Raw genomic sequence first — 22874 nt, 5'->3', positions numbered from 1 at the left:
GTCAATATGACTGACGGTGTAGAGACATTTTCATTTGATGAAAACAATTGGCAGGGAGTTAGCCTGACACAAAGCGCTGCAAAACAAATCAAAAAATTGATGGTGCAAAACCCAAATACAAAAGGGCTTTCACTCGGCGTAAAACAGTCTGGCTGCGCAGGTTTCGGTTATGTGTTTGAAATGATCGAAAACCCAACAGACCAACACCTGTTATTTGAACTCGATGGTGCACACCTTTATGTGCCAAAAGAAGCAATGCCATTTATTGATGGTACAGTCGTTGATTTTGTCCAAGAAGGGCTGAATCAAATTTTCAAATTTAATAACCCGAAAGCCCAACATGCCTGTGGGTGTGGTGAAAGCTTCGGCGTTTAACATGTGAAGTCAGATTATGTCACAGAGCAATGTAGAAGTTGGCGATGATGTTCAAAGCTGGCTTGATGACCAGCGTTATAAAGAAGGCTTCTTTACCGAAGTCGCAACGGATGAAATGGCGAAAGGCATCAACGAAGATGTTATTCGCGCAATTTCAGCTAAACGTAATGAGCCTGAGTGGATGCTCCAATTCCGTCTTGATGCCTTTAATCACTGGAAAGGCATGGAAGAACCTCATTGGCTTAAAGCAAATTACCCAAATCTCGATTACCAAGACTACAGCTATTATTCTGCGCCATCTTGTGGCTCATGTGATGATACCTGTGGTTCGCAATCTGGTGCTACACAAGGCACTGGTGTGGCGGAAACCAATAATTATTTAACGGCTGAAGTTGAAGAAGCCTTTAACCAATTAGGTGTTCCTGTACGTGAAGGGAAGGCCGTTGCGGTTGACGCCATTTTTGACTCGGTCTCAGTATCTACAACTTACCGTGATGACTTAGCGAAACATGGTGTTATTTTTTGTTCGTTCAGTGAGGCTATTCAAGAGTACCCTGAACTGGTACAGAAATACCTCGGGTCAGTCGTTTCGAGCCATGATAACTTTTTTGCTGCATTAAATGCGGCAGTGGCTTCAGATGGTACCTTTGTGTATGTACCAAAAGGCGTACACTGCCCAATGGAGCTATCAACGTATTTTAGGATCAACGCAGCCAAAACCGGCCAGTTTGAGCGCACGATTTTAATTGCTGATGAAGGTAGTTATGTGAGCTATATCGAAGGGTGTTCCGCACCTGTTCGTGATAGTTATCAGCTCCATGCAGCGGTTGTTGAAGTTATTATTCATAAAGATGCCGAAGTTAAATATTCGACTGTCCAAAACTGGTTCTCCGGTGGAGATAGCGAAGCCGGTGGGATCCTAAACTTTGTTACTAAACGCGCATTGTGTGAAGGTGAAAATTCAAAAATGTCATGGACACAGTCAGAAACTGGCTCTGCCATCACATGGAAATACCCAAGCGTTATCCTTAAAGGGGACAACTCTGTCGGTGAATTTTACTCCGTTGCATTAACGAACGGTAATCAACAAGCGGATACCGGAACGAAAATGATCCATATCGGGAAAAACACTCGTTCAACGATCATTTCTAAGGGGATTTCTGCAGGTAAAAGCCAAAACAGTTATCGCGGTTTAGTGAAAATTCTACCGAGTGCACATAACGCTCGTAACTTTACCCAATGTGACTCTATGTTAATTGGTACCCAATGTGGTGCACATACATTCCCATATGTGGAAGTTAAGAATAATACGGCACAACTCGAACATGAAGCGACAACCTCACGTATTGGGGAAGACCAGTTATTTTACTGTTTACAACGTGGTATCAGCGAAGACGATGCAATTTCAATGATTGTAAATGGTTTCTGCAAAGATGTGTTCTCGGAGCTTCCATTGGAGTTTGCTGTAGAAGCACAAAAATTACTGGCGATCAGCTTAGAGCACAGCGTTGGCTGATCCTAACCGAGTTTATTTGCGCTAAAGCGCTAAAGGCATGTAAATATGTTAAGTGTTAAAGATTTACACGTGAGTGTAGAAGGTAATGAGATTTTAAAAGGGTTATCTCTGGAGGTAAAACCAGGGGAAGTTCACGCTATCATGGGACCAAATGGCTCTGGTAAAAGTACATTATCCGCCACACTTGCTGGCCGCGAAGAGTATGAAATTGATAGCGGTGAAGTGACGTTTAAAGGAAAAGACCTATTTGAACTAGATCCAGAAGAGCGTGCAGGGGAAGGCGTTTTCCTTGCATTCCAATACCCTGTTGAAATTCCAGGCGTCAGCAACCAATTTTTCTTACAAACGGCAGTGAATGCAGTTAGAGAATATCGCCAGCAAGAAGCATTAGATCGTTTCGATTTCCAAGATTTTATTGAAGACAAAATCAAATTATTAGAAATGCCAGAAGATTTACTTGCGCGTTCTGTCAACGTAGGTTTCTCCGGTGGCGAGAAAAAACGTAATGATATCTTGCAGATGGCGGCTTTAGAACCGCAATTGTGTATTCTCGATGAAACTGACTCTGGTTTAGATATCGACGCGCTGAAAATTGTGGCAAATGGTGTGAATTCATTACGTTCGCCTGAGCGTTCTTTTATCATCGTAACCCACTATCAGCGTATTTTAGATTATGTGAAGCCTGACTTTGTCCATGTGTTATATCAAGGGAAAATCATCAAATCAGGTGATTTCAGTTTAGCGAAAAAACTGGAGGAGCAGGGTTATGGCTGGCTTATTGACCAACAGTGAAAGAGCACAAAAACGTGCGGAAGTTGCGAAGCTTAACGAGCAAGCAATGTCACGTTTTTCTGAATTATTTGAACAACGACATGGTGCAAATTCTCAACATGCTAAAACCCATTGGGAAATAGCAAAACAAGTTGGTTTACCTGTGTTCCGTCATGAAGATTGGCACTATACTCCACTAAATACCGTACTTGAGACACAGTATCGTTTTAGTGATGATGATGTTGCACTAAACGAATGTGAAGCTTTGGCTTTGTCGATTGACGCATATCGCCTTGTTTTAATCGATGGGCGTTATAGTTCCACATTAAGCTCTATTGATATGGGGCCATTCCAAGTGGCTTTGCTTGATAATCAAGACTTGCTTCCTTCACCTGTAAATAGCGAGATTTTCTTGCATTTAACAGAAAGCTTGGCGGTACAACCGTTAGTCGTCCACCTTGCAGCAAATAAAATAGCAGAAAAGCCACTGTATTTGCTTAATATTTCAACAGGTGGTGGCGATAAACAGGCCACTAATATTAGCCAGTATCGGTATCATTTAACGTTAGATGCAAATAGTAAAGCCCAAGTTATTGAGCATTATGTCAGTTTGAATGAGCAAACACACATGACTGGCAGCCGTTTAACAGTTGAAGTCGGTGATAACGCAGACTTTAGTCACTTTAAGTTAAATGTTGAAAATGGCCAGGCTCAGCATTTTGCTCACAATGATATTGTTATTGGGCGCGATAGCCGTGTGAAAAGTACCAGTTTTTTACTTGGCGCATTATTAACACGAAACCATACCAGTGCTCGCCTTGACGGTGAAAATACTGAGTTTGAACTCAACAGTATACTGCTCCCTAAAGGCAATGAAATTGCAGATACTCGCACGTATTTAGAGCACAATAAAGGCTACTGCAATAGTCGTCAATTACACAAAGTGATTGCGATGGATAGCAGTAAAGCTGTCTTTAATGGCATGATCAAAGTCGCACCTAACGCATTAAAAACAGATGGCCAAATGACTAACAACACGTTGTTGTTAGGTGAAAAAGCAGAAATTGATACTAAACCTCAGCTTGAAATTTATGCAGATGACGTAAAGTGTGGTCACGGTGCAACGGTCGGTCGTATTGATGACGAACAACTGTTTTATCTACGCTCAAGAGGAATTGAAGGTAAAGCAGCAAAACATATGATTATTATCGCATTTGCTGCGGAACTTACAGAATCTATTGAATCGGAAGAGTTAAAACACGCTGTGATGGCAAACATCCGCCAGCGCTTAGCGGAGGTTTAATATCCATGCTATTCAATGTCGCTTCAGTAAGGCAGGATTTTCCTGCCTTATCACAGTCAGTCAATAATCATCCGTTGGTTTATTTAGATAGCGCCGCAAGTGCACAAAAGCCTTTGCAAGTTATTGAAAAAGAAAGTGAGTTTACGTTACATCAGTATGCTGCAGTTCACCGCGGCATACATACTCTCAGTGCAAATGCGACGACAATGATGGAGGAGGCTCGCCAAAAAGCCGCCGCTTTCATTCACGCAGCTTCAAATGAAGAAATCGTGTTTGTTAAAGGCACAACGGAAGGTATTAACCTTGTTGCAAATAGTTTTGGTCGAAAGTATTTCCATGAAGGGGACAATATTGTCATCACTGAAATGGAGCACCATGCGAATATTGTACCTTGGTATATGTTAGCGGAAGAAATTGGTTTTGAAATTCGAGTTATCCCAATTTCTGACGATGGTAGACTGCAATTAGATGTATTAAATGATGTCATTGATTCACGTACGCGATTATTGAGCTTTACACATATTTCTAATGTATTGGGAACAGTTAATCCAGTACAAGATATCATTAAACAAGCGCGAGCAATTGCGGCATCAAAAGGCGGAGAGATCGCAGTATTGGTCGATGGTGCGCAAGGTGCAATGCATCAGCAGGTTGATGTGCAAGCCTTAGACTGCGATTTCTATGTGTTTTCAGGGCATAAGCTATATGGCCCGACAGGTATTGGTATCCTTTATGGCAAAAAAGCTATTTTGGATATGATGCCACCATGGGAGGGCGGTGGGGCAATGATCCGCCAAGTCAGCCTGACCAAAGGGATCACTTTTGCCGATGCGCCATGGCGCTTTGAAGCGGGAACACCGAACGTTAGCGCAATTATTGGGTTAGGGGCGGCATTCGATTATTTAAATGCACTTAATTTACCTGATGCATTTGCTCATGAAGCTGAAGTAATGGCATATGCCTCTAAGAAATTGCAAGAGATACCATCAGTTATTTTATATGGCAATGACCAACGGGAAGGCGTTTTGGCGTTTAATCTAGGCCAGCACCACGCCTATGATGTGGGTTCTTTTCTCGATAGATATGGTATTGCTATCCGTACTGGTCATCACTGTGCTTTACCATTAATGGAACATTATCACGTTCCTGCTATGTGCCGTGCTTCTGTGGGGATATACACCACGAAAGAAGAAATCGATTCTTTATACAATGCGTTACAGCGCATTAAAAAATTGTTAGGCTAAGCACATAAGAAATATATGGTAAAGGAACTGAGCATGCCCGCATTACCCGATGAAAATAAGTTATTACGTAATTTCTCCCGCTGTCAAGACTGGGAGGAACGCTATCTCTATATGATAGAGCTAGGGGGACGTTTACCTGAACTCTCTGAGGTACAACGAGGCGATAATAATTTAATCGCAGGGTGCCAAAGCCAAGTGTGGATTGATATGCAAAAACAAGCAGACGGTACAATTACGTTTGCTGGTGACAGCGATGCAGCAATCGTTAAAGGGTTAGTTGCTATTGTGATTATCCTTTTTCAAGGCAAAACGGCGCAACAAATACTCGCACTCGATGTGAAGTCATTTTTTGAACAACTCGCATTGGAGCAACATTTAACACCTTCGCGAACTCAAGGTTTAAACGCGATGATCCGCACAATTTTATCGCGTGCGGCACAATTAGTATAATCCTACCGAGGGAGCGTTATGCTCCCTTGAGGTTGTTGACAAAGCGGGATAAAAGCGTGGTTTTTCCCGCTTTGTGTTATCAGCCGAAAATCAATAAATTGATTTTCCTCATTTATTTTCAAAACCTATCAGACTTGCTGCCAAACATAATAGGTTTGGCAGCAAGTCTGGAGGGAGTTTTATACTCCCTTACTTATATTTTACTTCTTGGTTATTATTTTTTATCCGACCAATCCATTCAGGTCATTGCATTTGACTATCATAAAAAGACTACCTCCTTATTAATACTTAATAAAAATATTTAATTAGTATTAAAGATATGAAGGATAGTTGCTATTATGAACAATAATCATTGAATTATTGTAAGAACACTATTTTCCTTGGAGTAGGTATGAAAAGAGTTTTGACGGTGGCAAGTTTATTTGTCATGAGCGCCTTATTGGCTCCAGCTCAAGCAAAAGAATATCCATTACCTGACAGTAACACTCGTCTTATCGGGGAAAATTACACGTATATCGTCCCCAATGATGGGAGACCATTGGAGGCCATTGCAAGTGAGCACCAAATCGGCCTACTCGGTATGCTTGAAGCAAACCCAGGAACAGACCCGTACCTTCCTGAAGCGGGTAAAGAACTCATCATTCCAGCGCAAATGTTGTTACCATCAACACCAAGAACGGGAATTGTGATTAATCTGGCGGAGTTGCGTTTATATTATTACCCTGCGAACAGTGAAGAAGTGATTGTTTATCCTATTGGTATCGGCCAGTTAGGTCGCGACACACCTGAAATGGTGACTTCAGTAAGTCAGTCAATTAAAGATCCTACATGGACACCAACGGCGAATATCCGCAAAAATTACGCGAAAGAAGGTATAACGCTTCCTGCGGTAGTCCCGGCAGGGCCTGAAAATCCAATGGGCTTGTATGCATTGCGACTCGCATATGGGCGTGGTGAATATCTCATTCATGGTACTAATGCAGATTTTGGTATTGGTATGCGAGTGAGCTCCGGTTGTATTCGTTTACGTCCTGATGATATTGAAGCATTATTTAAGACAGTACCAAAGGGGACTCGTGTCCAAGTTATTGAACAACCAGTGAAATACTCTAAAGAAGCGGATGGTAGCTATTACATTGAGGTACATCAGCCATTGTCACGGACAAGTAACGATGATCCACAAACCATGCCAATCAAACTGTCTGACGATTTCAAGCGTTTTCTAGAAAATGAAGGGATTGATAAGGCTTTAGTGGAAAAAGAGCTAGCAAGACGTTCTGGTATGCCTGTGCGTGTAAATAATGATCAGAGCAATGGTATCCCAGAAGATGAAACACAATACCAAGGTTTAGTACCTATTGAACCATTCTCGATTTCACAGCCAGAACCTATCTATGACGGTAAAGTTGGGGCCTTGCTACCTGCAAAATACCGCTCTTCTGTTGTAACTCAATAATCCTGACAAAATAATAAGGGCCTATTTTCATAGGCCCTCATAAATGCTACTAGCTTCAAAGAAGAATCTTTAAGACTAGATTATCGCCAAATCGAACTTATTTTTTGTAAGTACGAACTTGGTTATCCAGACGTTGATTAGCGCGTGCTGCTTCTTCTTGAGCTGTCTGTACGTCAGAACGCAGAGACTGAACGTCGTTGCTCAGTTGATCAACTTTACCATTCAGAGTTTGCACGTCTGAAGAGAGTTTTTGCACTTCAGTGCTGTTAGAACAACCCGCTAGTAATGCTGAAGCTAATACGATAGAGCCCAGTACAATTTTAGTACGAATCATTATTTTACCCTCTAGATTGATTTATCTTGAAAATATAAAAAAGCAAGTCACCAAACAATAGAGCTAAGCTTGTTATCTTAAAGCTTGCTATATCCCTTTAAAACAACCTAATGAAAATTAGGGTATGGCACTTACTATGTCTTATGCTAGTACTAAATATGAAGTTTTGCTAGAAATACTTTATATTTAGTACTAGGAAAAAGAAGAAAAATTTAAATTAAGATCAGTGAAGGTTGTTATTTGACCAATTTAAGTGGGTTTTATGATATTACACTTAAAATGCAATAAGATATTTACTAGAGAAAAGTAAATAAAGGGATAGTTACATCAAGGCAGCACTAAATGTTAAATCTAAATAAAAAGGCCGATAGCTAAAATAATCACTATCGGCCTTTTAGAAGACAATTAAAGACTAATTAAAGTACGTGAACTGAAGATGTATTGGTTGTTCCGCTTTGTACTAATGCGCCAGAAACCATGACAACTGCATCACCAGAAACGGCTAAGCCACTTTCTAGAGCTGCGCGTTTACCTTCACGATAAAAGTCATCTGTAGATGTAAAACCACCAACTATCATTGGGATCACACCTTTAACTAACAGTAACTGACGAGCAGTCTCTTCATTGGTAGTTAACGCTAAGATTGGTGCAGTAGGGAAATATTTACGTACAGACTTAGCCGATTTACCGCCATAAGTTGCAACAACGATTAATGGAACATCTAATTTTTCAGACATTTCCACCGCACCACGACATACAGCCTCTGTGACACGTAAGCGTTGGCTTGGTTTTTGGTTATCGATGCGAGTTTGCATTACACGATCTGTACGCTCACAGATAGTTGCCATAATGGTAACAGCTTCTACTGGGTATTTACCTTTAGCACTTTCACCAGACAACATAACCGCATCAGTGCCATCTAAAATAGCATTGGCAACGTCACCCGCTTCTGCGCGAGTAGGGCGTGGGTTTTTGATCATTGAATCAAGCATCTGGGTTGCTGTTATCACGACTTTACGTGCTGCAACACATTTTTCAATCATCATTTTTTGTGCAAAAATAACTTCTTCAACTGGGATTTCAACGCCTAAATCACCACGAGCGACCATGATGCCGTCAGAGGCTTCCAAAATCTCATCAAAGTTATTTAAACCTTCTTGGTTTTCAATTTTAGAAATAATTTGGATGTTTTCGCCACCGTGTTTTTTCAGGTGAGCTCGAATTTCTTCAACATCTGAGCGCTTACGAATGAATGAAGCAGCAACAAAATCAACACGTTGTTGGCAACCAAATACTAAGTCTTCTTTATCTTTTTCAGCTAATGCTGGAAGGCCAATTGAAACGCCTGGCAGATTAACCCCTTTTTTCTCACCGAGGTCACCGTTATTTAAAACTTCACAAACAACTTCAGTTGCAGTGACATTAGTCACTTTCATGCCAATTAAGCCATCATCAACTAATACGGTATTGCCAACTTTTAAATCTGAAGTTAAACCTGCATAGGTCACCGCAACTTTATCTTTATTACCTACCACAGAGGTATCAGTAGTAAATGTAAAAGTTTGGCCAGCAACGAGAGAAACGTCGTTACCACCTTCCAATTTCATGGTGCGGATTTCAGGGCCTTTAGTATCTAGCAAAATAGCGGCTTGCTTACCTGTTTTTGCACAAACAGCGCGAAGGTTTTTGATACGTTGACCGTGTTCTTCGTAGTCACCGTGAGAGAAATTGAGGCGCATGACGTTCATGCCAGCATCAAGGAGTTGGGTCAGTTTTTCTTCTGATTCGGTTTTTGGACCGATAGTACAAACAATTTTGGTTTTTTTCATGGCAGTCTATCTAATGTTATAAAGGAAATCGGTATTGCCGCCGATGCTTAGTACATTTAATAAGTCGTGCGCATGGTGAACTTTGTTGCGCAACTCATTTATAAGAATAGGCGACAGTCTGGTGTTTAATGCATTTTTACACTTAAATTTGTCACATTTTGATTCTTATTATAGTGTAGATGACAAATTCAATTAAAGCTAACGTATTGATTTACTACTGTTGAAACCTTTCAGCCAGTGTGAGTATTATAGACAACAAAAAACTGTGAGACAAATCAAATTTTACTAAATTAAAAGAAGAAAGCGTTCAGATCAAAAATTCAGTTGATATTAGGTCTCTTAATTTGTTGCGCAACAAAATAAGGGAATAATAATAGACAATCAAGAGAAATTTTAACGAGTAGGTGGGTAAATTAAATGGTGCGTCCGAGTAGACTCGAACTACCGACCCCCACCATGTCAAGGTGGTGCTCTAACCAACTGAGCTACGGACGCACTGAAAGACTTGATTTGTGTTAATTTGAAATGGTGCGTCCGAGTAGACTCGAACTACCGACCCCCACCATGTCAAGGTGGTGCTCTAACCAACTGAGCTACGGACGCACTGAAAATTAACATTGTGTTCACTAGAAATGGTGCGTCCGAGTAGACTCGAACTACCGACCCCCACCATGTCAAGGTGGTGCTCTAACCAACTGAGCTACGGACGCATCTAAAAGTTATCTAGGTGACAACGGGGATGAATATTAACGTTATGAAGTTCATCTGGCAAGGGGAAAATGTATTTTCGTGATAGTTTGGTCGTATTTAAAACTATCTGGTGCGAAATACATCTTCTCCCATAATAAAAAGCTTAAAAAACCGTCGATTAGCGAGCTGAGCGAAGTAAAACAACATCCTCTGTTTGCTTATGGATCCACATAATTCGTGTTGCCATTCCTATTGCAGCCGCACTCAACCCAATAATAAAGCCAATCCAGAAGCCTTTAGGCCCCATCGCCGGTGCGATGATATCCGTTAACGCTAAGATATAACCGGAAGGTAAGCCAAGTAGCCAATATGCAGTGAAGGTAATAAAGAAAATAGAACGTGTATCTTTATAACCACGTAAAATTCCCGCACCAATAACTTGCACAGAGTCTGATAGCTGATAAATAGCGGCATACAACATTAAACTACTGGCTAAAACAACCACCTCAGGGTTTTTGTTATACATCATCGCAATCGGCTCACGGAAGGCGGCAGTGAGTATAGCCGTAAAACAAGCGACCATTAAGCCAACAGCAATGCCAGTATAAGATGAAACTTTAGCAGCCTCAGTTGATTTCAGTCCTAAGTTGTAACCAACACGAATGGTTGCAGCTATTCCTAATGATAATGGGAACATAAACATGACGGAGCTGAAATTCAACGCAACTTGGTGACCTGCTACTGCGACAACACCTAATGGAGCAACTAGCAGTGCAACGACAGCAAATAAAGTGACTTCAAAGAAAAGTGCCAGACCAATTGGCGTACCTAACACAATAATTCGCTTTAAGATTAATGGATTTGGCGATGTGAAAGAGAGTGTAGGGCGAATATCACGCTGCGCAGTAGCGCGTTTCACATACCATCTCATCATCAGACACATAGCCCAATACACTGATGCAGTGGCGACACCGCAACCAACACCACCTAAAGCAGGGGCACCAAAGTGACCATAAATAAAGATATAGTTAATAGGAATATTGATCATTAAGCCAAGAAAACCAATCACCATCCCCGGTTTGGTTTTTGAAAGACCTTCACATTGGCTACGATATACTTGATAAAATAAATAGCCTGGCGCACCCCACATAATAGCATGTAAAAAACGGACAGATTTATCCGCCAATTCTTTATCAATATGGGGCATATTGCTAATAATCAGCTGACTATTATAAAGAAGGCACATAATAGCTAAGGCTAAAAGTAGTGCTAACCACAGGCCTTGTTGAATTTGGTCACCAATTAAGTTACGACGACCTGACCCATTCATTTGTGCAACGATTGGGGTTAATGCCATTAAAATTCCTTGGCCAAAAAGAATAGCTGGCAGCCAGATGGAAAAACCAACTGCAACTGCGGACATCTCAATTTCACTAACGCTTCCAGCCATAACCGTATCCACAAACCCCATCGCAGTTTGTGAAAATTGAGCTAAAACGATAGGAATACCAAGTGCCAACAAGCTACGCGCTTCTGTAAAATATTTCTGCACGCATACACCTTTGTAATAAAAGCAAGTAAGAGGAAAAAAATTAGAAAAATAAATGGGTTACTAAAAACCCCTTGATTACTAAAAACCGCTCATTCTATCCCGTTTCTAAATAGATTCCAATAATGATATGGTAACAAACTATAAAAGAGCATTTTCAAACCTAATATATTACTGAATATAAGGTTTATTATCGTGTTGTTTACCACTCGAATAGGATAGATCTCTAAAAATTCTGATGTAAACTGAGTCTATTAATCCACTACACTGAGAATCATTATGTTTACAGGCATTGTTCAAGCGACCGCTCCTATCATTGAAATTACAGAAAGAGCCAACTTTCGAACTCATGTAATGAAGTTTACCCCAGAATTGCTGAAAGGCTTAGAAACAGGGGCTTCCGTTGCGCATAATGGTTGTTGTTTGACGGTAACAAAAATTGATGGCGAAAGAGTCAGTTTTGATCTAATTAAAGAAACCCTGAGATTAACTAATTTGGGGGAATTGCAAGAAGGTGATGTTGTTAATATCGAACGTGCCGCAAAATACGGTGACGAAATTGGTGGGCATGTTGTTTCTGGTCATATTATGACAACCGCTGAAATTAGCAAAATTTTCACATCTGAAGATAACCACCAAATTTGGTTGTCAATTCATAATAAACCATTAATGAAATATATTTTGCATAAAGGCTTTGTAGCGATTGATGGTATTAGCTTAACGGTCGGTGACGTGATCAATAATCGGTTTTGTGTACATCTCATTCCTGAAACATTAGAGAGAACGACATTAGGTAAAAAACGTTTGGGTGATAAAATAAATATTGAGATAGACCCACAAACTCAGGCAATTGTTGATACTGTCGAGCGTGTTTTAAATCAAAAAGAACAAGAAAAATTATTACAACAAGCAGAAGAGTTGGCTGATGTAGCGAAAACAGAGTAAATAGGCATCCGAAGTAATAACGGTGTTATGTGCTTTAAAGATCAATAGCGGCATAGATAGTCAGGTAGGCTATAGCAATAGTGGTTTATGCTATAGCCTGAATGAAACATGCTTAGACTTTGTTTATTGAATGTAGGTTATGGAGTTCTATTAAATAAAGATGATTAAAATTCTCAAAAATGACAACTCGCTCTAGCTTTCATTATTAATAGATCATTTTTCACTGAAATTGACAGAAAAGCTGGCGTTATCACGTTCAATTGCTTCAACTAATCGCCTGAAATGAGGGCTATTTTTATGCATCTCTAATGCCTGAGTGTCTTCCCATTCCTCGAAAACAATGTAACCATTCTCTTTAGCCATAAGATCATATTGAATGCATCCTTTCTCTCGGCGGCTTAGTTTTGCTAAGTCACGAACGATTTCTTTCGTTAAATACCCATCCGTCCTTTCTGTAGTAATTTGGGCATACACAACAATACTCATTCCGTTCTCCTTATGTATTAAGAACTATCTTAATGGGTACTTAGTTTTTGTATTGTAAAAAAGCGAATAACTCGATTTTAAAAATGCCGACGGCGTCATAGTAAAGTATCTTTTAAAATCACGGTAAAAGTGGGATTGATCATAATAGCCTGTTTCAAACCAACGGTAGGTATCTTGTTCTACTACCATACTTTTTAAAACATGTTCTAAGCGACAATTGATCTGGTACCTTTTTGGCGTAATACCGTATTCTTTTAGAAACTCTTTTTGAATGACACGGACATGTAAACCTGTCTCTTCGGCAATTTCTGTAATTTTTTTAGTTGGGTTACGATATAGCAACTCTAAGATTTCATCTATGAAATGAGGTTTTTTCTTGGCTTTTGTCTTATTAAAACACTCTAACAGCTCTCTAAATGAAGAATTAGCTAAAGCTTCAAACCAGCGGTCTTCCCATATGCCACTTAGTGCGATGGGTTTATCCGTATAATTGAGTGTACTTTCAGGTAGTAAAAAACGTAAGGCATCATGACGAATACGTAATACCATGACTTTAGAATGATTGGGGCTAGCCGTAAATGTATTGACCCTAGGAATAATAAGTTGGTATGAGTCTGCGACTGAGTCGCTCTCAGTTGTCATGCAAAAAGCATCTGATGAAACCCAGATTTCAGCACCAGTTCCAGGGAAAATTTTGATTGCCTCTGTAAACTCTTTGATTATCAAAATAGAACTAACAAAGGATTTTAATTCATCTGGTGGATAATACTGTTTTAACATCATTCTTGAGCACTCATTATTTAATGTCACAATGATAACGTTTTTTAACAAGAAAAATAACCAAGAAATATCTATATCTTAGTAGATGACAAAATAAAAGCCTTATTTTTTAGTGAAATCCGCTTTGAATAAAGAAAATTGATGAGAAATATTAGGGTTTGCGCGTTAAGAATAATGGGTTATATAGCAAAATACTTAATAAGTATTACCGTATCCTCACAAGTGCTATACACTGAAGAAAGGTTTTCTTGAATTCACTAGAATAAAAACCATGCCGATAAGACTCGGCATGATTGATTCAGTAAACTACACTTTATGAATTCGCTTGGCAATCGACTTGCTTAACAGCTTGATTATTTTTGCTGGCACAACGTTGCATAAAATAGCCAATGGCCATTGGGATAATTGTGACTGCCATAACTCCGGTTGTTGCCAACAATGGGTCGAAGGTCAAGGTAGAAACAAGTAGGCTTGCTAAAAAACATAACCCTAATTGTAAGGCATTTTGTAAGGCAGCTGCTTTACCGCTCGCACTAGGAAATGTATTTAGTGCTTTAGATACTGCAATTGGGTAAGAGGCTCCATTCATTGCTGCCATAAAGCAGAATGGGATCAAGATCATGGTTAATGATGGTGTGGTATAGATAGCCATGATGAATAAAATGGACATGCTTACCGCGTAACCAAGAAGTAACAATGGAAATATTGTTTCTGCTCGGATTTTTGCTAATAAAATACGGCAGCCATATCCACCAATAATGAAGGCTAACGTTTGTGGAATATAACTCAAGCCAATATCAGCAGGATTGAAGCCCATATTGCGTAAAATAAAGGGAGAACCTGTTAGCCAAGCGAAGAAGCCCGCACTACAGGATGCATAAACTAGTACGTTGCCGCTGAAAACAGGGGAACTGAGTAAGTTTGAGAAAGAAATCTTAGCTTGTGGTTGGCTGTCATCAGTTATTGTTTTAACTGAAACATTTTTCAAAAAGAGCGTTGGCAATAAAAGTAATATGCCCACCGCCATTAGGATCAGGAAAATTGCTTCCCATGTTTGGTGCTCAAGAACCCATGCACCTAATAATGGTGCTAAAGCAGGGGATAGCGCGACTAGCGGCATAATAGAAGCAAAAACTTTTTGAGTATTTGCTTCATCATAGCGGTCGATAACTAGTGCTTGCCATAAAACAGCCGCAGAGCAGACTCCAACCGCCTGTAAAAAACGAAGTGTTAATAGCTGTGTTGCGGTTTCTACCCAATAAATAGCTAAGCTACTTAAAATGAAAATAGTTAAGCCCACAATGAGAACAGGCTTACGGCCAAGTTTGTCTGATAATGGCCCCCATAATAGCTGAGCAAAGGCAAAACCAGCTAAAAAGATACTGAGAGAAGCACTGATCGCGCCTTCGGATGTATGCAGGGTGTCTTGCATAGCACCAAATGCAGGTAAATACATATCAATGGCTAAAAACCCCAGCATGCTAAGTCCTGCAAGGTACACCATAAATCCAGGGGAATTTTTTTTCACAGTATTCGACATAATTATTACTTATCTGATATTTAAAAAAATGTTAATGATAACGCCATTGTATAGGCTATTTTTTTAGGTTGTGAAACGGTAATATTTGGATCTTGCTATCAAAATTTTTGAAAGGAGAGGTTATGTGGTCTGCGCATGCACTCGAAGTGATTGATGCAGTTGCTCGAACTGGAAGTTTTAGTGGTGCTGCTGAAGAATTGCACCGTGTACCTTCTGCAATCAGCTATACCGTTAAGCAAGTTGAAGAATGGCTTGCGGTTCCTCTATTTGAGCGCCGACATCGTGATGTTGTGCTAACAGAAGCTGGGGCAATATTTATTAAGGAGAGCCGTTCTGTTATCAAAAAAATGACAGATACTCGTCACCAGTGTCAGCAGGTTGCGAATGGCTGGCGTGGTCAATTTAGTATTGCTGTTGATTGTATTGTCAAACCACAACGAACAGAACAGCTAATTCTTGATTTTTATCGTCATTTTCCTGATATCGAACTCTTTATTCATCCAGAAGTGTTTAATGGGGTGTGGGATGCACTTGCTGATGGGCGCGTAGATGTTGCGATTGGTGCGACTCGAGCATCTCCAATTGGAGAAAGGTATAGTTTCCGTGATATGGGTTTTATGTCGTGGATGTGTGTTGCAAGCCCGGAGCACCCATTAACCAGAATAGGTGAAAAACTGACCGATGATCAAATGAGAGAGTACCCTAGTTTGTGCCTTGAAGATACCTCACGTAACCTACCCAAACGTGATACTTGGGCTCTTGATAACCAGCGCCGGCTTGTTGTACCGTACTGGGAAAATGGCTTAGCTTGTTTAGTTAACGGGTTATGTGTTGGGATGGTACCTGAGCATCGAGCGGCTCCGCTTTGCGAAAAAGGCCAATTAGTTGAACTATCATTAGCGCAGCCTTTTCCACCCAGTCCTTGCTGTTTAACTTGGGTGGAAAATAATACATCACCAGCGCTCAGCTGGTTGTTAGATTACCTTGGCGATAACGAAACGCTTAACGCAGAGTGGCTTTCAACCTAGTTATTCGTACTACCGACGGTAATCGATAAATGGACCATCCGCAACAGAACGACGTTCTACAAGGCGAGGGTGGACTTCGATTGTTTGAGCATCTTCGCGCTTATTGACGATACGATCGAGCAGCATTGTGAAGGCCATTTGGCCTAAACGCTCTTTGGGTTGGTGGATTGTGGTCAATGCCGGTGTAAAATAGCGTGCATTTCGCACATTATCATAGCCAATGATTGAAATGTCTTGTGGAACACGTAATCCCATTTCATCAGCGGCACAAATTGCTCCCATTGCCATGATATCACCACCACAAAATACAGCGGTAGGGCGCTGCTTATGGCTTAAAATTTGCGTCATTGCTTTATAGCCAGACTCAGGTTCGAAATCCCCCTGAACTATCCATTCTTCTTTTAGTGTAATCTTGGCCTCTTCCATTGCTTTTTTGAAGCCAGTTAAACGCCCAATACCTGTATTTCTTTCAAGTGAACCGGGGATCACACCAATATCGCGGTGCCCACGGTCAATTAAATAGCGGCCTGCTAGGTATCCACCATGGAACGAGTTATCAATAATACTATCGGTAAAATCGCCACGGGAAGTTCCCCAGTCCATCACTACCATTGGGATATTGCGGTAATCTTCTAGCATACCAATTAAGGTGTCAGGGTACTCGGAACACATCACAAGTAAGCCATCAACACGCTTTTGTGCTAGCATCTGTAAATACGCTTTTTGTTTTCCCAAATTGTTATGAGAATTACATAGAATCAGCGTATAGCCTTTTTCATAACAGCTATTTTCAACAGATTCGATCACCTCAGCGAAGTAAGGCGCTTCACTGGAAGTTGCTAACAACCCAATCGACTTTGTATGGTTAACTTTTAAACTACGGGCAACCGCACTTGGCGAATAATTGAGCTCTTTAATTGCAGCCCAAACCGCAGCCTTAGTGTCATCAGCTACAAAGCGCGTTTTATTAATTACATGGGATACGGTTGTGGTGGATACGCCAGCGCGCTTCGCCACATCTTTAATCGTTGCCATGGGGAAAAAAAACTCCTGACCAATAACCGGTCTCTATAAGAATTCTTGTTAAAAAATTACCTGCATATTGATGCATTGAGCCTTTGCTGGCAATAATTTAGCGATTTGTTGTCGATTTTGTCTGATCTAGCGCAAAAACGAAAGAAATAATTGATGTTATAACATGTGATATAGACACTAGTTTTACTTTTTTGGATATGTATACTTAATAACCTTTATTATTTCATGGTTATTTATTAATTCAATTACATTAGAATGAGAGGAACTCATGGATACAGATGTTAAATATGGATTGCTTGCTGCGCTGGGCTCATTAGCATTAATTATATTTCTCGCTGCGCATATTTTCTGATTTTATTTCAGCCTTGAGTAGGGTGAATTTAAAAGGGCGAGTATATCTCGCCCTTGCTGTATCTGAACTTAGCAACATGCAGAAATTGTTATGCTAAATTTTCTTCCACAAATTTCCAGTTAACCAGTGCCCAGAAGTTTTCTAAATATTTAGGGCGAGCGTTACGGTAATCGATATAGTAAGCGTGCTCCCAAATATCAACAGTTAACACGGGCTTATCATTACCAGAAATAGGTGTTGCTGCGTTAGATGTATTTACTATAGCAAGGCTACCATCCGCTTTTTTCACCAGCCAGGTCCAACCTGCACCAAAGTTTTTGGTTGCTGCATCAGTAAATTGAGCTTTAAATTCAGCGAAAGAACCGAATGATTTATTGATTGCATCAGCAACTTTACCTGTTGGTTCACCACCTGCATTTGGCGCTAAGCAATTCCAATAGAAAGTGTGGTTCCAAACTTGTGCTGCGTTGTTAAAAACTCCGGCTTCAGAAGTTTTGATAATTTCTTCTAAAGATTTTCCTTCAAAGTCAGTGCCTTTGATTAGGTTATTTAAGTTAACAACGTACGTGTTATGGTGCTTACCATAGTGATATTCTAAGGTTTCAGTAGAGATATAAGGTTCTAAAGCATCTTTTGCATACGGTAAAGCGGGTAGTTCAAATGACATTTCGTACTCCTTGATTGCTTTTATATCAAAATACTTAGGGTGTTTGCTCTTAAAATGAGCGAAATAGTCGGTTACTGCTTATCATTAGAGTTTCGCCTATTGGCGATATGATATTTAATATATTAATGATAACACGTTAAACCTTACAAAGGTAAAGGTAATAGCGTTACACAGATGTTAACAAATAAATTGGGGAATTACACATATAAATCATGTGGATATTGCGAATGGATAACCAAAATTTATAAAATATTCATTTTTAACTAGAAATAGCTGCTTGTTTGACTTAGGTAAAGAGAAGATAGAAAAGATGCCTTTTTGCTTTTTGGAATGCTATAGTAATGCCCCTATAAAACTGGCATATTGTATGAAACAATTCAGTTTCTTATTATACCAGTCAATGTATTCTGTTAAGTTGCGGTAGACTCTCAGTTACTGGCTGACTGCAAACCTGCATCTTTGTTTTAAGGAAGTTAAAAATGACAACTATTGAAAGAATTGAGCGCCAAATTAAAGAAAACCCAATTTTATTATATATGAAAGGCTCTCCTAAACTTCCGAGCTGTGGTTTTTCTGCTCAAGCAGTACAAGCTCTGTCTTCTTGTGGTGAGCGTTTTGCCTATGTTGATATCTTACAAAACCCAGATATTCGCGCTGAATTGCCAAAATACGCAAACTGGCCGACTTTTCCACAATTATGGGTGGATGGTGAGCTAGTTGGTGGCTGTGATATCATCATGGAAATGTTCCAGCGTGGTGAGCTCCAGTCTCTAATCAAAGAAACTGCGGATAAATATCGTTCTGCAGATGAAGCTAGCACAGACTAAATTAAGCCATAAATTAAAGATATAAAAACCGTATTTGACGAAAGCATTTTTGCTTTACATCAAATACGGTTTTTTCTGTCATGGTGATTGACTAAAAAATTATTGACTGTCTTCAATAATTGGCCACCCACCCAATTTTTTCCACTTATTAACGATTTCACAAAATAGCAAAGCCGTGCGATTCGTATCATACAGTGCACCATGAGCTTGTTTGCCATCGAATGGGATACCCGCAGAAACACAAGCTTTTGCCAGAATTGTTTGACCAAATACAAGGCCACTGAGTGCCGCAGTATCGAAGGTTGCAAATGGATGGAAAGGATTACGTTTTAAACCTGCTCGTTCGGCCGCATTCATCACAAAGCTGTGATCAAAATTAGCATTATGGGCGACAATAATTGCGCGATTACAATCTGTGTTTTTCATGCCTTTGCGAATGACTTTAAATATCGCATGAAGGGCGTCATATTCGCTAACAGCACCGCGTAGAGGGTTTGTTGGATCAATTCCTGTGAAGGCAAGAGCGGACGGTTCAAGGTTCGCCCCTTCAAAAGGTTCTACATGAAAATGTAATGTTTCATCCATGGAGAGCCAGCCGTCTTTATCCATTTTTAAGGTGATGGCAGCAATTTCTAACAGGCCGTCAGTTTTTGCATTAAACCCACCTGTTTCAACATCAATAACGACAGGATAGTATCCCCTGAAGCGGTTCACTAGGGCATTTGGATTGTTTTTTTCAGACATTAGGACTTTCGATTTTAGTTTTCTGGTTGGGTTACATTATGCCAAAACCAGTAAAAATTTGCAGGTAAACGGTGATAAAAGTTTAGATGCTAAGTTAGGCACCTAAACCTCTAAATTATATCGCGAATTAATGGCCTAAGCCTTTACTTGCGCTTTTGTTTTCGATAAGTTCAATTTTATAGCCATCTGGATCTTCCACAAATGCAATCACAGTGCTTCCACCCTTAACAGGGCCCGCTTCACGTGTGACGTTTCCACCAGCGTTACGGATATCATCGCACGTTTTTGCAACATCATCGACGCCTAAGGCGATATGACCATATGCATTGCCCATATCGTATTGGTCAACACCCCAGTTATAGGTCAACTCTATTACGGCGCCTTCACTTTCATCGCTGTAACCAACAAATGCGAGAGAGTATTTATACTCTGTGTTTTCACTCGTTCTTAATAAGCGCATGCCTAACACTTTAGTGTAAAAATCAATAGAACGCTGCATATCAGTAACACGTAACATAGTATGGAGTAAGCGCATTTTTAAACCTCTTAGAATCAGCCTGAATCGATTTACCTATTAATATAACGTGCTTAAATTAATAAATACAATGATTACAGTTTGTTTTTTGAACAAATAATGGTAATACTCATTTTTAGGAGTATATCACAGATTTATGGTGATTTTTTCTTTTGAAGGGGAAACTTATGGCCGAACAACTTGAATTTTTTGAGATCCCCAGCCCTTGCCGTGGTATTTGTCAAAGTAATGAACAAGGTTATTGTCGAGGTTGTTACCGCACTCGTGATGAACGCTTTAATTGGCTAAAATTTTCTGATACTGAAAAACGAAATGTACTTCGTTTATGTCGCCAACGCTATTTAAGAATATTAAATAAAAAACCAGATCAAGAAAAAGTCATCGATACGCAACAACAACTCTTTTAATCCTCAGTTTCTTAAATTTCATTAGAAATAAAAAAATGTTTTAATTTTAATGTGAATTAATTCAATTGAAATTAATGATAAGCTATTTATTTCTTGGTTTATATTTCAATGAAATTTTATTTATTAAAAATTGGTATAGGTTAAATCAAAATGACTGTAATTAACATGATTTTAAGATTAACTATATTTACTTGTTTTTTAAAGATTTATTTGTCATTGTTTTTTTTATTGTTATTCATGACTACTATAAGAGGTAAAATAGATAGATCAAAAAGGAGAGTGCGGCTATTCTTATTAATAAGATAATTGATAGGTTATCTTATTAATCCTAGGTTGAGATAATGGATTAGTTTACGAAGTATTAATGGGAGTTATACCGCATAATAAATCAGCCATTATAACTAGAAATAGGTATTTAATAGCTAATGTATAAATAAAAAGTTGTAAATATAAAAGGAAATTAATATATAATTCAAAAATAATATGAAGACGGTATGTTTTTTAGACATTATAATTATATAAAGGAGGGTAAATTGGAATCACAAATTGGGACAGAATTATCACGTGTTGTTCGCATGTGGAGAGCATTAATCGACTATCGTTTGAAGCCTCTTAAACTTACACAGACACATTGGGTTACATTGCATAATATAAGTCAACTACCACCTGAACAATCTCAAATACAGTTAGCGAAAGCGATTGGTATTGAACAGCCTTCATTAGTAAGAACTCTTGATCAGTTAGAGGAAAAAAAGCTTATTTCTAGGCATATTTGCACAAATGATAGGAGAGCTAAAAGAATAAAATTAACTGAAGAATCTGAACCTTTTATTAAAACTGTAGATCAAGTTATAAATAATACGCGGCTAGAAATATTGAACAACATTAGCCAAGATGAGCTTTATCAGTTGTCACAATTACTTCTGAAGCTTGAAAAGAATATTTTAAGACTACAAAATGATTCTTGATGTAAAAATAATATGACTAGCTAATAAATGATATGCTAATTATTAAATTCGCAATTAAAATAATTGGATTATGCAATTTTTATAGGGTGATAATAGAATGAATAATTATACTCGGTTATTGTTCTTGTTGAATGATTGCTGTGAAATATAATTAAATTTGTAAATTGTATGTCTCGACGTTGCTTTTGTCTTTTTAATTTTTAGTTAGCTAATTCATTGGTGTGTATTAATTAATAACAAACAATTGATTAGAGGGGATAAGCTAAAATAAGTTTATTGGTTTGAAAGCAAGGCATTTATGTGTAAACAAGGAATTACATTATTTAAAAGCCATGCATGATAAATATAAAATATGATTATAAAACATAAAGTTATTATATTATTCAGTAATATTTTTATAAGAAATGCTCACCGGCAATAGCCGGTGAGCATACCTAATTTAGTAACCGTAAGATTATCGAGGAGATACAGTAACGGTATTTCCGCTATTCGCAATCATAACGCGTTGACCATTACGGAAAGTGTTTGGGTCTTGTTTTTGAACTACAACAATGTTTTTGCCGCTATCGAGGCGGATTTCTAATTGAACACCTTGGCTTCTATTTAATGCGCCTTGGGCTTCTTGGCCTGCTAAGCCACCAGCGATAGCACCCGCAGCAGTTGCTAATGTGTTACCTGTCCCACCACCGATAGTGTTACCTAATAACCCACCAAGTACTGCACCACCAATGGCACCAATTACGTTGCCGTCTTCACCAGCTTGAATAGTCACAGGGCGAGCATTCAGAACAGTACCATAAGTCACAGTCTGTACCTGTTTCGCATCCTTGGCTGAAATAGTATCACCAGAAAGCGTACTGGTATTGACACAGCCTGATAAAGCTGCAACTGCTACAACACCTACAAAAACTTTCTTAAGCATAAGAACTCCTATGAGATTTGCTGTCTGTGGCACTAACATAGCATCGTATATTTGTTTTCACCATAAACACAACAAGTATCAAAATAATGGTATTAAAAAGCGATGGTTAGATTACCGATAT

23 protein-coding genes and 3 tRNA genes are annotated in these 22874 nt (G+C 39.2%); 12 read left to right on the top strand and 14 right to left on the bottom strand.

What is annotated here, in order from left to right; all coding sequences use genetic code 11:
* Positions 1-6 precede the first annotated feature (6 nt).
* From sufA to PSF09_RS00630, 7 genes are all read left to right on the top strand, one after another.
* Positions 7-375, top strand: a complete 369-nt coding sequence (gene sufA / locus PSF09_RS00660) for a Fe-S cluster assembly scaffold SufA (RefSeq protein WP_004910405.1) — start codon at positions 7-9, stop codon at positions 373-375.
* A gap of 16 nt (positions 376-391) precedes the next feature.
* On the top strand, positions 392-1891 hold the full coding sequence (gene sufB, locus PSF09_RS00655) for a Fe-S cluster assembly protein SufB (RefSeq protein ID WP_004910407.1): 1500 nt from the start codon (positions 392-394) through the stop codon (positions 1889-1891).
* A gap of 45 nt (positions 1892-1936) precedes the next feature.
* Positions 1937-2683, top strand: a complete 747-nt coding sequence (gene sufC / locus PSF09_RS00650) for a Fe-S cluster assembly ATPase SufC (RefSeq protein ID WP_004263776.1) — start codon at positions 1937-1939, stop codon at positions 2681-2683.
* Complete coding sequence (sufD, locus tag PSF09_RS00645) at positions 2658-3965, top strand: Fe-S cluster assembly protein SufD (protein WP_272665053.1); 1308 nt, start codon at positions 2658-2660, stop codon at positions 3963-3965. The genes sufC and sufD overlap by 26 nt, the downstream gene beginning before the upstream one ends.
* 5 nt (positions 3966-3970) lie before the next feature.
* Positions 3971-5209, top strand: coding sequence for a cysteine desulfurase SufS (gene sufS / locus PSF09_RS00640; protein WP_210838287.1), 1239 nt, complete (start codon positions 3971-3973; stop codon positions 5207-5209).
* Positions 5210-5242: 33 nt separating this feature from the next.
* Complete coding sequence (gene sufE / locus PSF09_RS00635) at positions 5243-5659, top strand: cysteine desulfuration protein SufE (RefSeq protein ID WP_210838289.1); 417 nt, start codon at positions 5243-5245, stop codon at positions 5657-5659.
* 391 nt (positions 5660-6050) lie between these two features.
* A complete protein-coding gene (locus tag PSF09_RS00630; protein WP_272683326.1) occupies positions 6051-7115 on the top strand; it encodes a L,D-transpeptidase family protein in 1065 nt (354 codons plus the stop codon).
* A gap of 97 nt (positions 7116-7212) precedes the next feature.
* Here the strand turns inward: PSF09_RS00630 and PSF09_RS00625 are convergent, their stop codons facing one another.
* From PSF09_RS00625 to PSF09_RS00600, 6 genes are all read right to left on the bottom strand, one after another.
* Positions 7213-7449 (bottom strand): major outer membrane lipoprotein, encoded by a 237-nt coding sequence (locus PSF09_RS00625; protein ID WP_004263789.1) that lies wholly within the window; start codon positions 7447-7449, stop codon positions 7213-7215.
* 416 nt (positions 7450-7865) lie between these two features.
* Positions 7866-9278 (bottom strand): pyruvate kinase PykF, encoded by a 1413-nt coding sequence (pykF, locus tag PSF09_RS00620; RefSeq protein ID WP_272665051.1) that lies wholly within the window; start codon positions 9276-9278, stop codon positions 7866-7868.
* A 418-nt stretch (positions 9279-9696) separates the two neighbouring features.
* Positions 9697-9773: transfer RNA gene (locus tag PSF09_RS00615), tRNA-Val, on the bottom strand.
* A 31-nt stretch (positions 9774-9804) separates the two neighbouring features.
* A tRNA-Val gene (locus PSF09_RS00610) sits at positions 9805-9881 on the bottom strand.
* Positions 9882-9911: 30 nt separating this feature from the next.
* Positions 9912-9988: transfer RNA gene (locus PSF09_RS00605), tRNA-Val, on the bottom strand.
* Between the two features lie 158 nt (positions 9989-10146).
* Complete coding sequence (locus PSF09_RS00600; RefSeq protein ID WP_272665050.1) at positions 10147-11520, bottom strand: MATE family efflux transporter; 1374 nt, start codon at positions 11518-11520, stop codon at positions 10147-10149.
* A 276-nt stretch (positions 11521-11796) separates the two neighbouring features.
* Between PSF09_RS00600 and PSF09_RS00595 the strand changes: the two genes are divergently transcribed.
* Positions 11797-12462, top strand: coding sequence for a riboflavin synthase subunit alpha (locus PSF09_RS00595; protein WP_272665049.1), 666 nt, complete (start codon positions 11797-11799; stop codon positions 12460-12462).
* A gap of 213 nt (positions 12463-12675) precedes the next feature.
* Here PSF09_RS00595 and PSF09_RS00590 read toward each other — a convergent pair whose 3' ends face one another.
* The 3 genes from PSF09_RS00590 to punC all read right to left on the bottom strand — a co-directional run bounded on the left by PSF09_RS00590 (position 12676) and on the right by punC (position 15268).
* Positions 12676-12948: a putative quinol monooxygenase gene (locus PSF09_RS00590; RefSeq protein WP_004263806.1), complete on the bottom strand. Its 273-nt coding sequence runs from the start codon at positions 12946-12948 to the stop codon at positions 12676-12678.
* Positions 12949-12972: 24 nt separating this feature from the next.
* On the bottom strand, positions 12973-13731 hold the full coding sequence (locus tag PSF09_RS00585; protein WP_247605386.1) for a helix-turn-helix transcriptional regulator: 759 nt from the start codon (positions 13729-13731) through the stop codon (positions 12973-12975).
* 310 nt (positions 13732-14041) lie between these two features.
* Positions 14042-15268 carry a purine nucleoside transporter PunC gene (gene punC / locus PSF09_RS00580; protein WP_210838297.1) on the bottom strand — a complete coding sequence of 409 codons (1227 nt, stop codon included), beginning with the start codon at positions 15266-15268 and terminating at the stop codon, positions 14042-14044.
* 122 nt (positions 15269-15390) lie between these two features.
* Between punC and punR the strand changes: the two genes are divergently transcribed.
* Positions 15391-16296, top strand: coding sequence for a DNA-binding transcriptional activator PunR (gene punR, locus PSF09_RS00575; RefSeq protein WP_210838299.1), 906 nt, complete (start codon positions 15391-15393; stop codon positions 16294-16296).
* A gap of 9 nt (positions 16297-16305) precedes the next feature.
* Here the strand turns inward: punR and purR are convergent, their stop codons facing one another.
* Positions 16306-17331 carry an HTH-type transcriptional repressor PurR gene (gene purR / locus PSF09_RS00570; protein WP_004910435.1) on the bottom strand — a complete coding sequence of 342 codons (1026 nt, stop codon included), beginning with the start codon at positions 17329-17331 and terminating at the stop codon, positions 16306-16308.
* 440 nt (positions 17332-17771) lie between these two features.
* Positions 17772-18350, bottom strand: a complete 579-nt coding sequence (sodB, locus tag PSF09_RS00565) for a superoxide dismutase [Fe] (RefSeq protein ID WP_272665048.1) — start codon at positions 18348-18350, stop codon at positions 17772-17774.
* Positions 18351-18829: 479 nt separating this feature from the next.
* Here sodB and PSF09_RS00560 point away from each other — a divergent pair, with 479 nt between their 5' ends.
* Positions 18830-19177 (top strand): Grx4 family monothiol glutaredoxin, encoded by a 348-nt coding sequence (locus PSF09_RS00560; RefSeq protein ID WP_210840424.1) that lies wholly within the window; start codon positions 18830-18832, stop codon positions 19175-19177.
* Positions 19178-19276: 99 nt separating this feature from the next.
* Here the strand turns inward: PSF09_RS00560 and rnt are convergent, their stop codons facing one another.
* A complete protein-coding gene (rnt, locus tag PSF09_RS00555) occupies positions 19277-19921 on the bottom strand; it encodes a ribonuclease T (protein ID WP_004910441.1) in 645 nt (214 codons plus the stop codon).
* A gap of 127 nt (positions 19922-20048) precedes the next feature.
* The gene (gene gloA, locus PSF09_RS00550) at positions 20049-20456 is read right to left on the bottom strand and encodes a lactoylglutathione lyase (protein WP_210840423.1); all 408 of its coding nucleotides are present in this window, start codon (positions 20454-20456) and stop codon (positions 20049-20051) included.
* A 167-nt stretch (positions 20457-20623) separates the two neighbouring features.
* On the opposite strand from gloA, the gene PSF09_RS00545 reads away from it, so the two are divergent.
* Together PSF09_RS00545 and slyA are read left to right on the top strand one after the other, a co-directional pair.
* On the top strand, positions 20624-20863 hold the full coding sequence (locus tag PSF09_RS00545; protein ID WP_210840422.1) for a DUF1289 domain-containing protein: 240 nt from the start codon (positions 20624-20626) through the stop codon (positions 20861-20863).
* A 533-nt stretch (positions 20864-21396) separates the two neighbouring features.
* Positions 21397-21831 (top strand): transcriptional regulator SlyA, encoded by a 435-nt coding sequence (gene slyA, locus PSF09_RS00540; protein WP_210840421.1) that lies wholly within the window; start codon positions 21397-21399, stop codon positions 21829-21831.
* Between the two features lie 454 nt (positions 21832-22285).
* On the opposite strand, the gene PSF09_RS00535 is transcribed toward slyA, so the two are convergent.
* Positions 22286-22753: a glycine zipper 2TM domain-containing protein gene (locus tag PSF09_RS00535; protein WP_004910448.1), complete on the bottom strand. Its 468-nt coding sequence runs from the start codon at positions 22751-22753 to the stop codon at positions 22286-22288.
* Positions 22754-22874: the final 121 nt, after the last annotated feature.

Origin of the sequence: Providencia sp. PROV141 (genome assembly GCF_028481645.1) — a bacterium.
Taxonomy (GTDB): domain Bacteria; phylum Pseudomonadota; class Gammaproteobacteria; order Enterobacterales; family Enterobacteriaceae; genus Providencia; species Providencia rettgeri.
The sequence above is the reverse complement of the archived record's forward strand: the minus strand, read 5'-3'. Positions and strand labels throughout refer to the sequence as shown.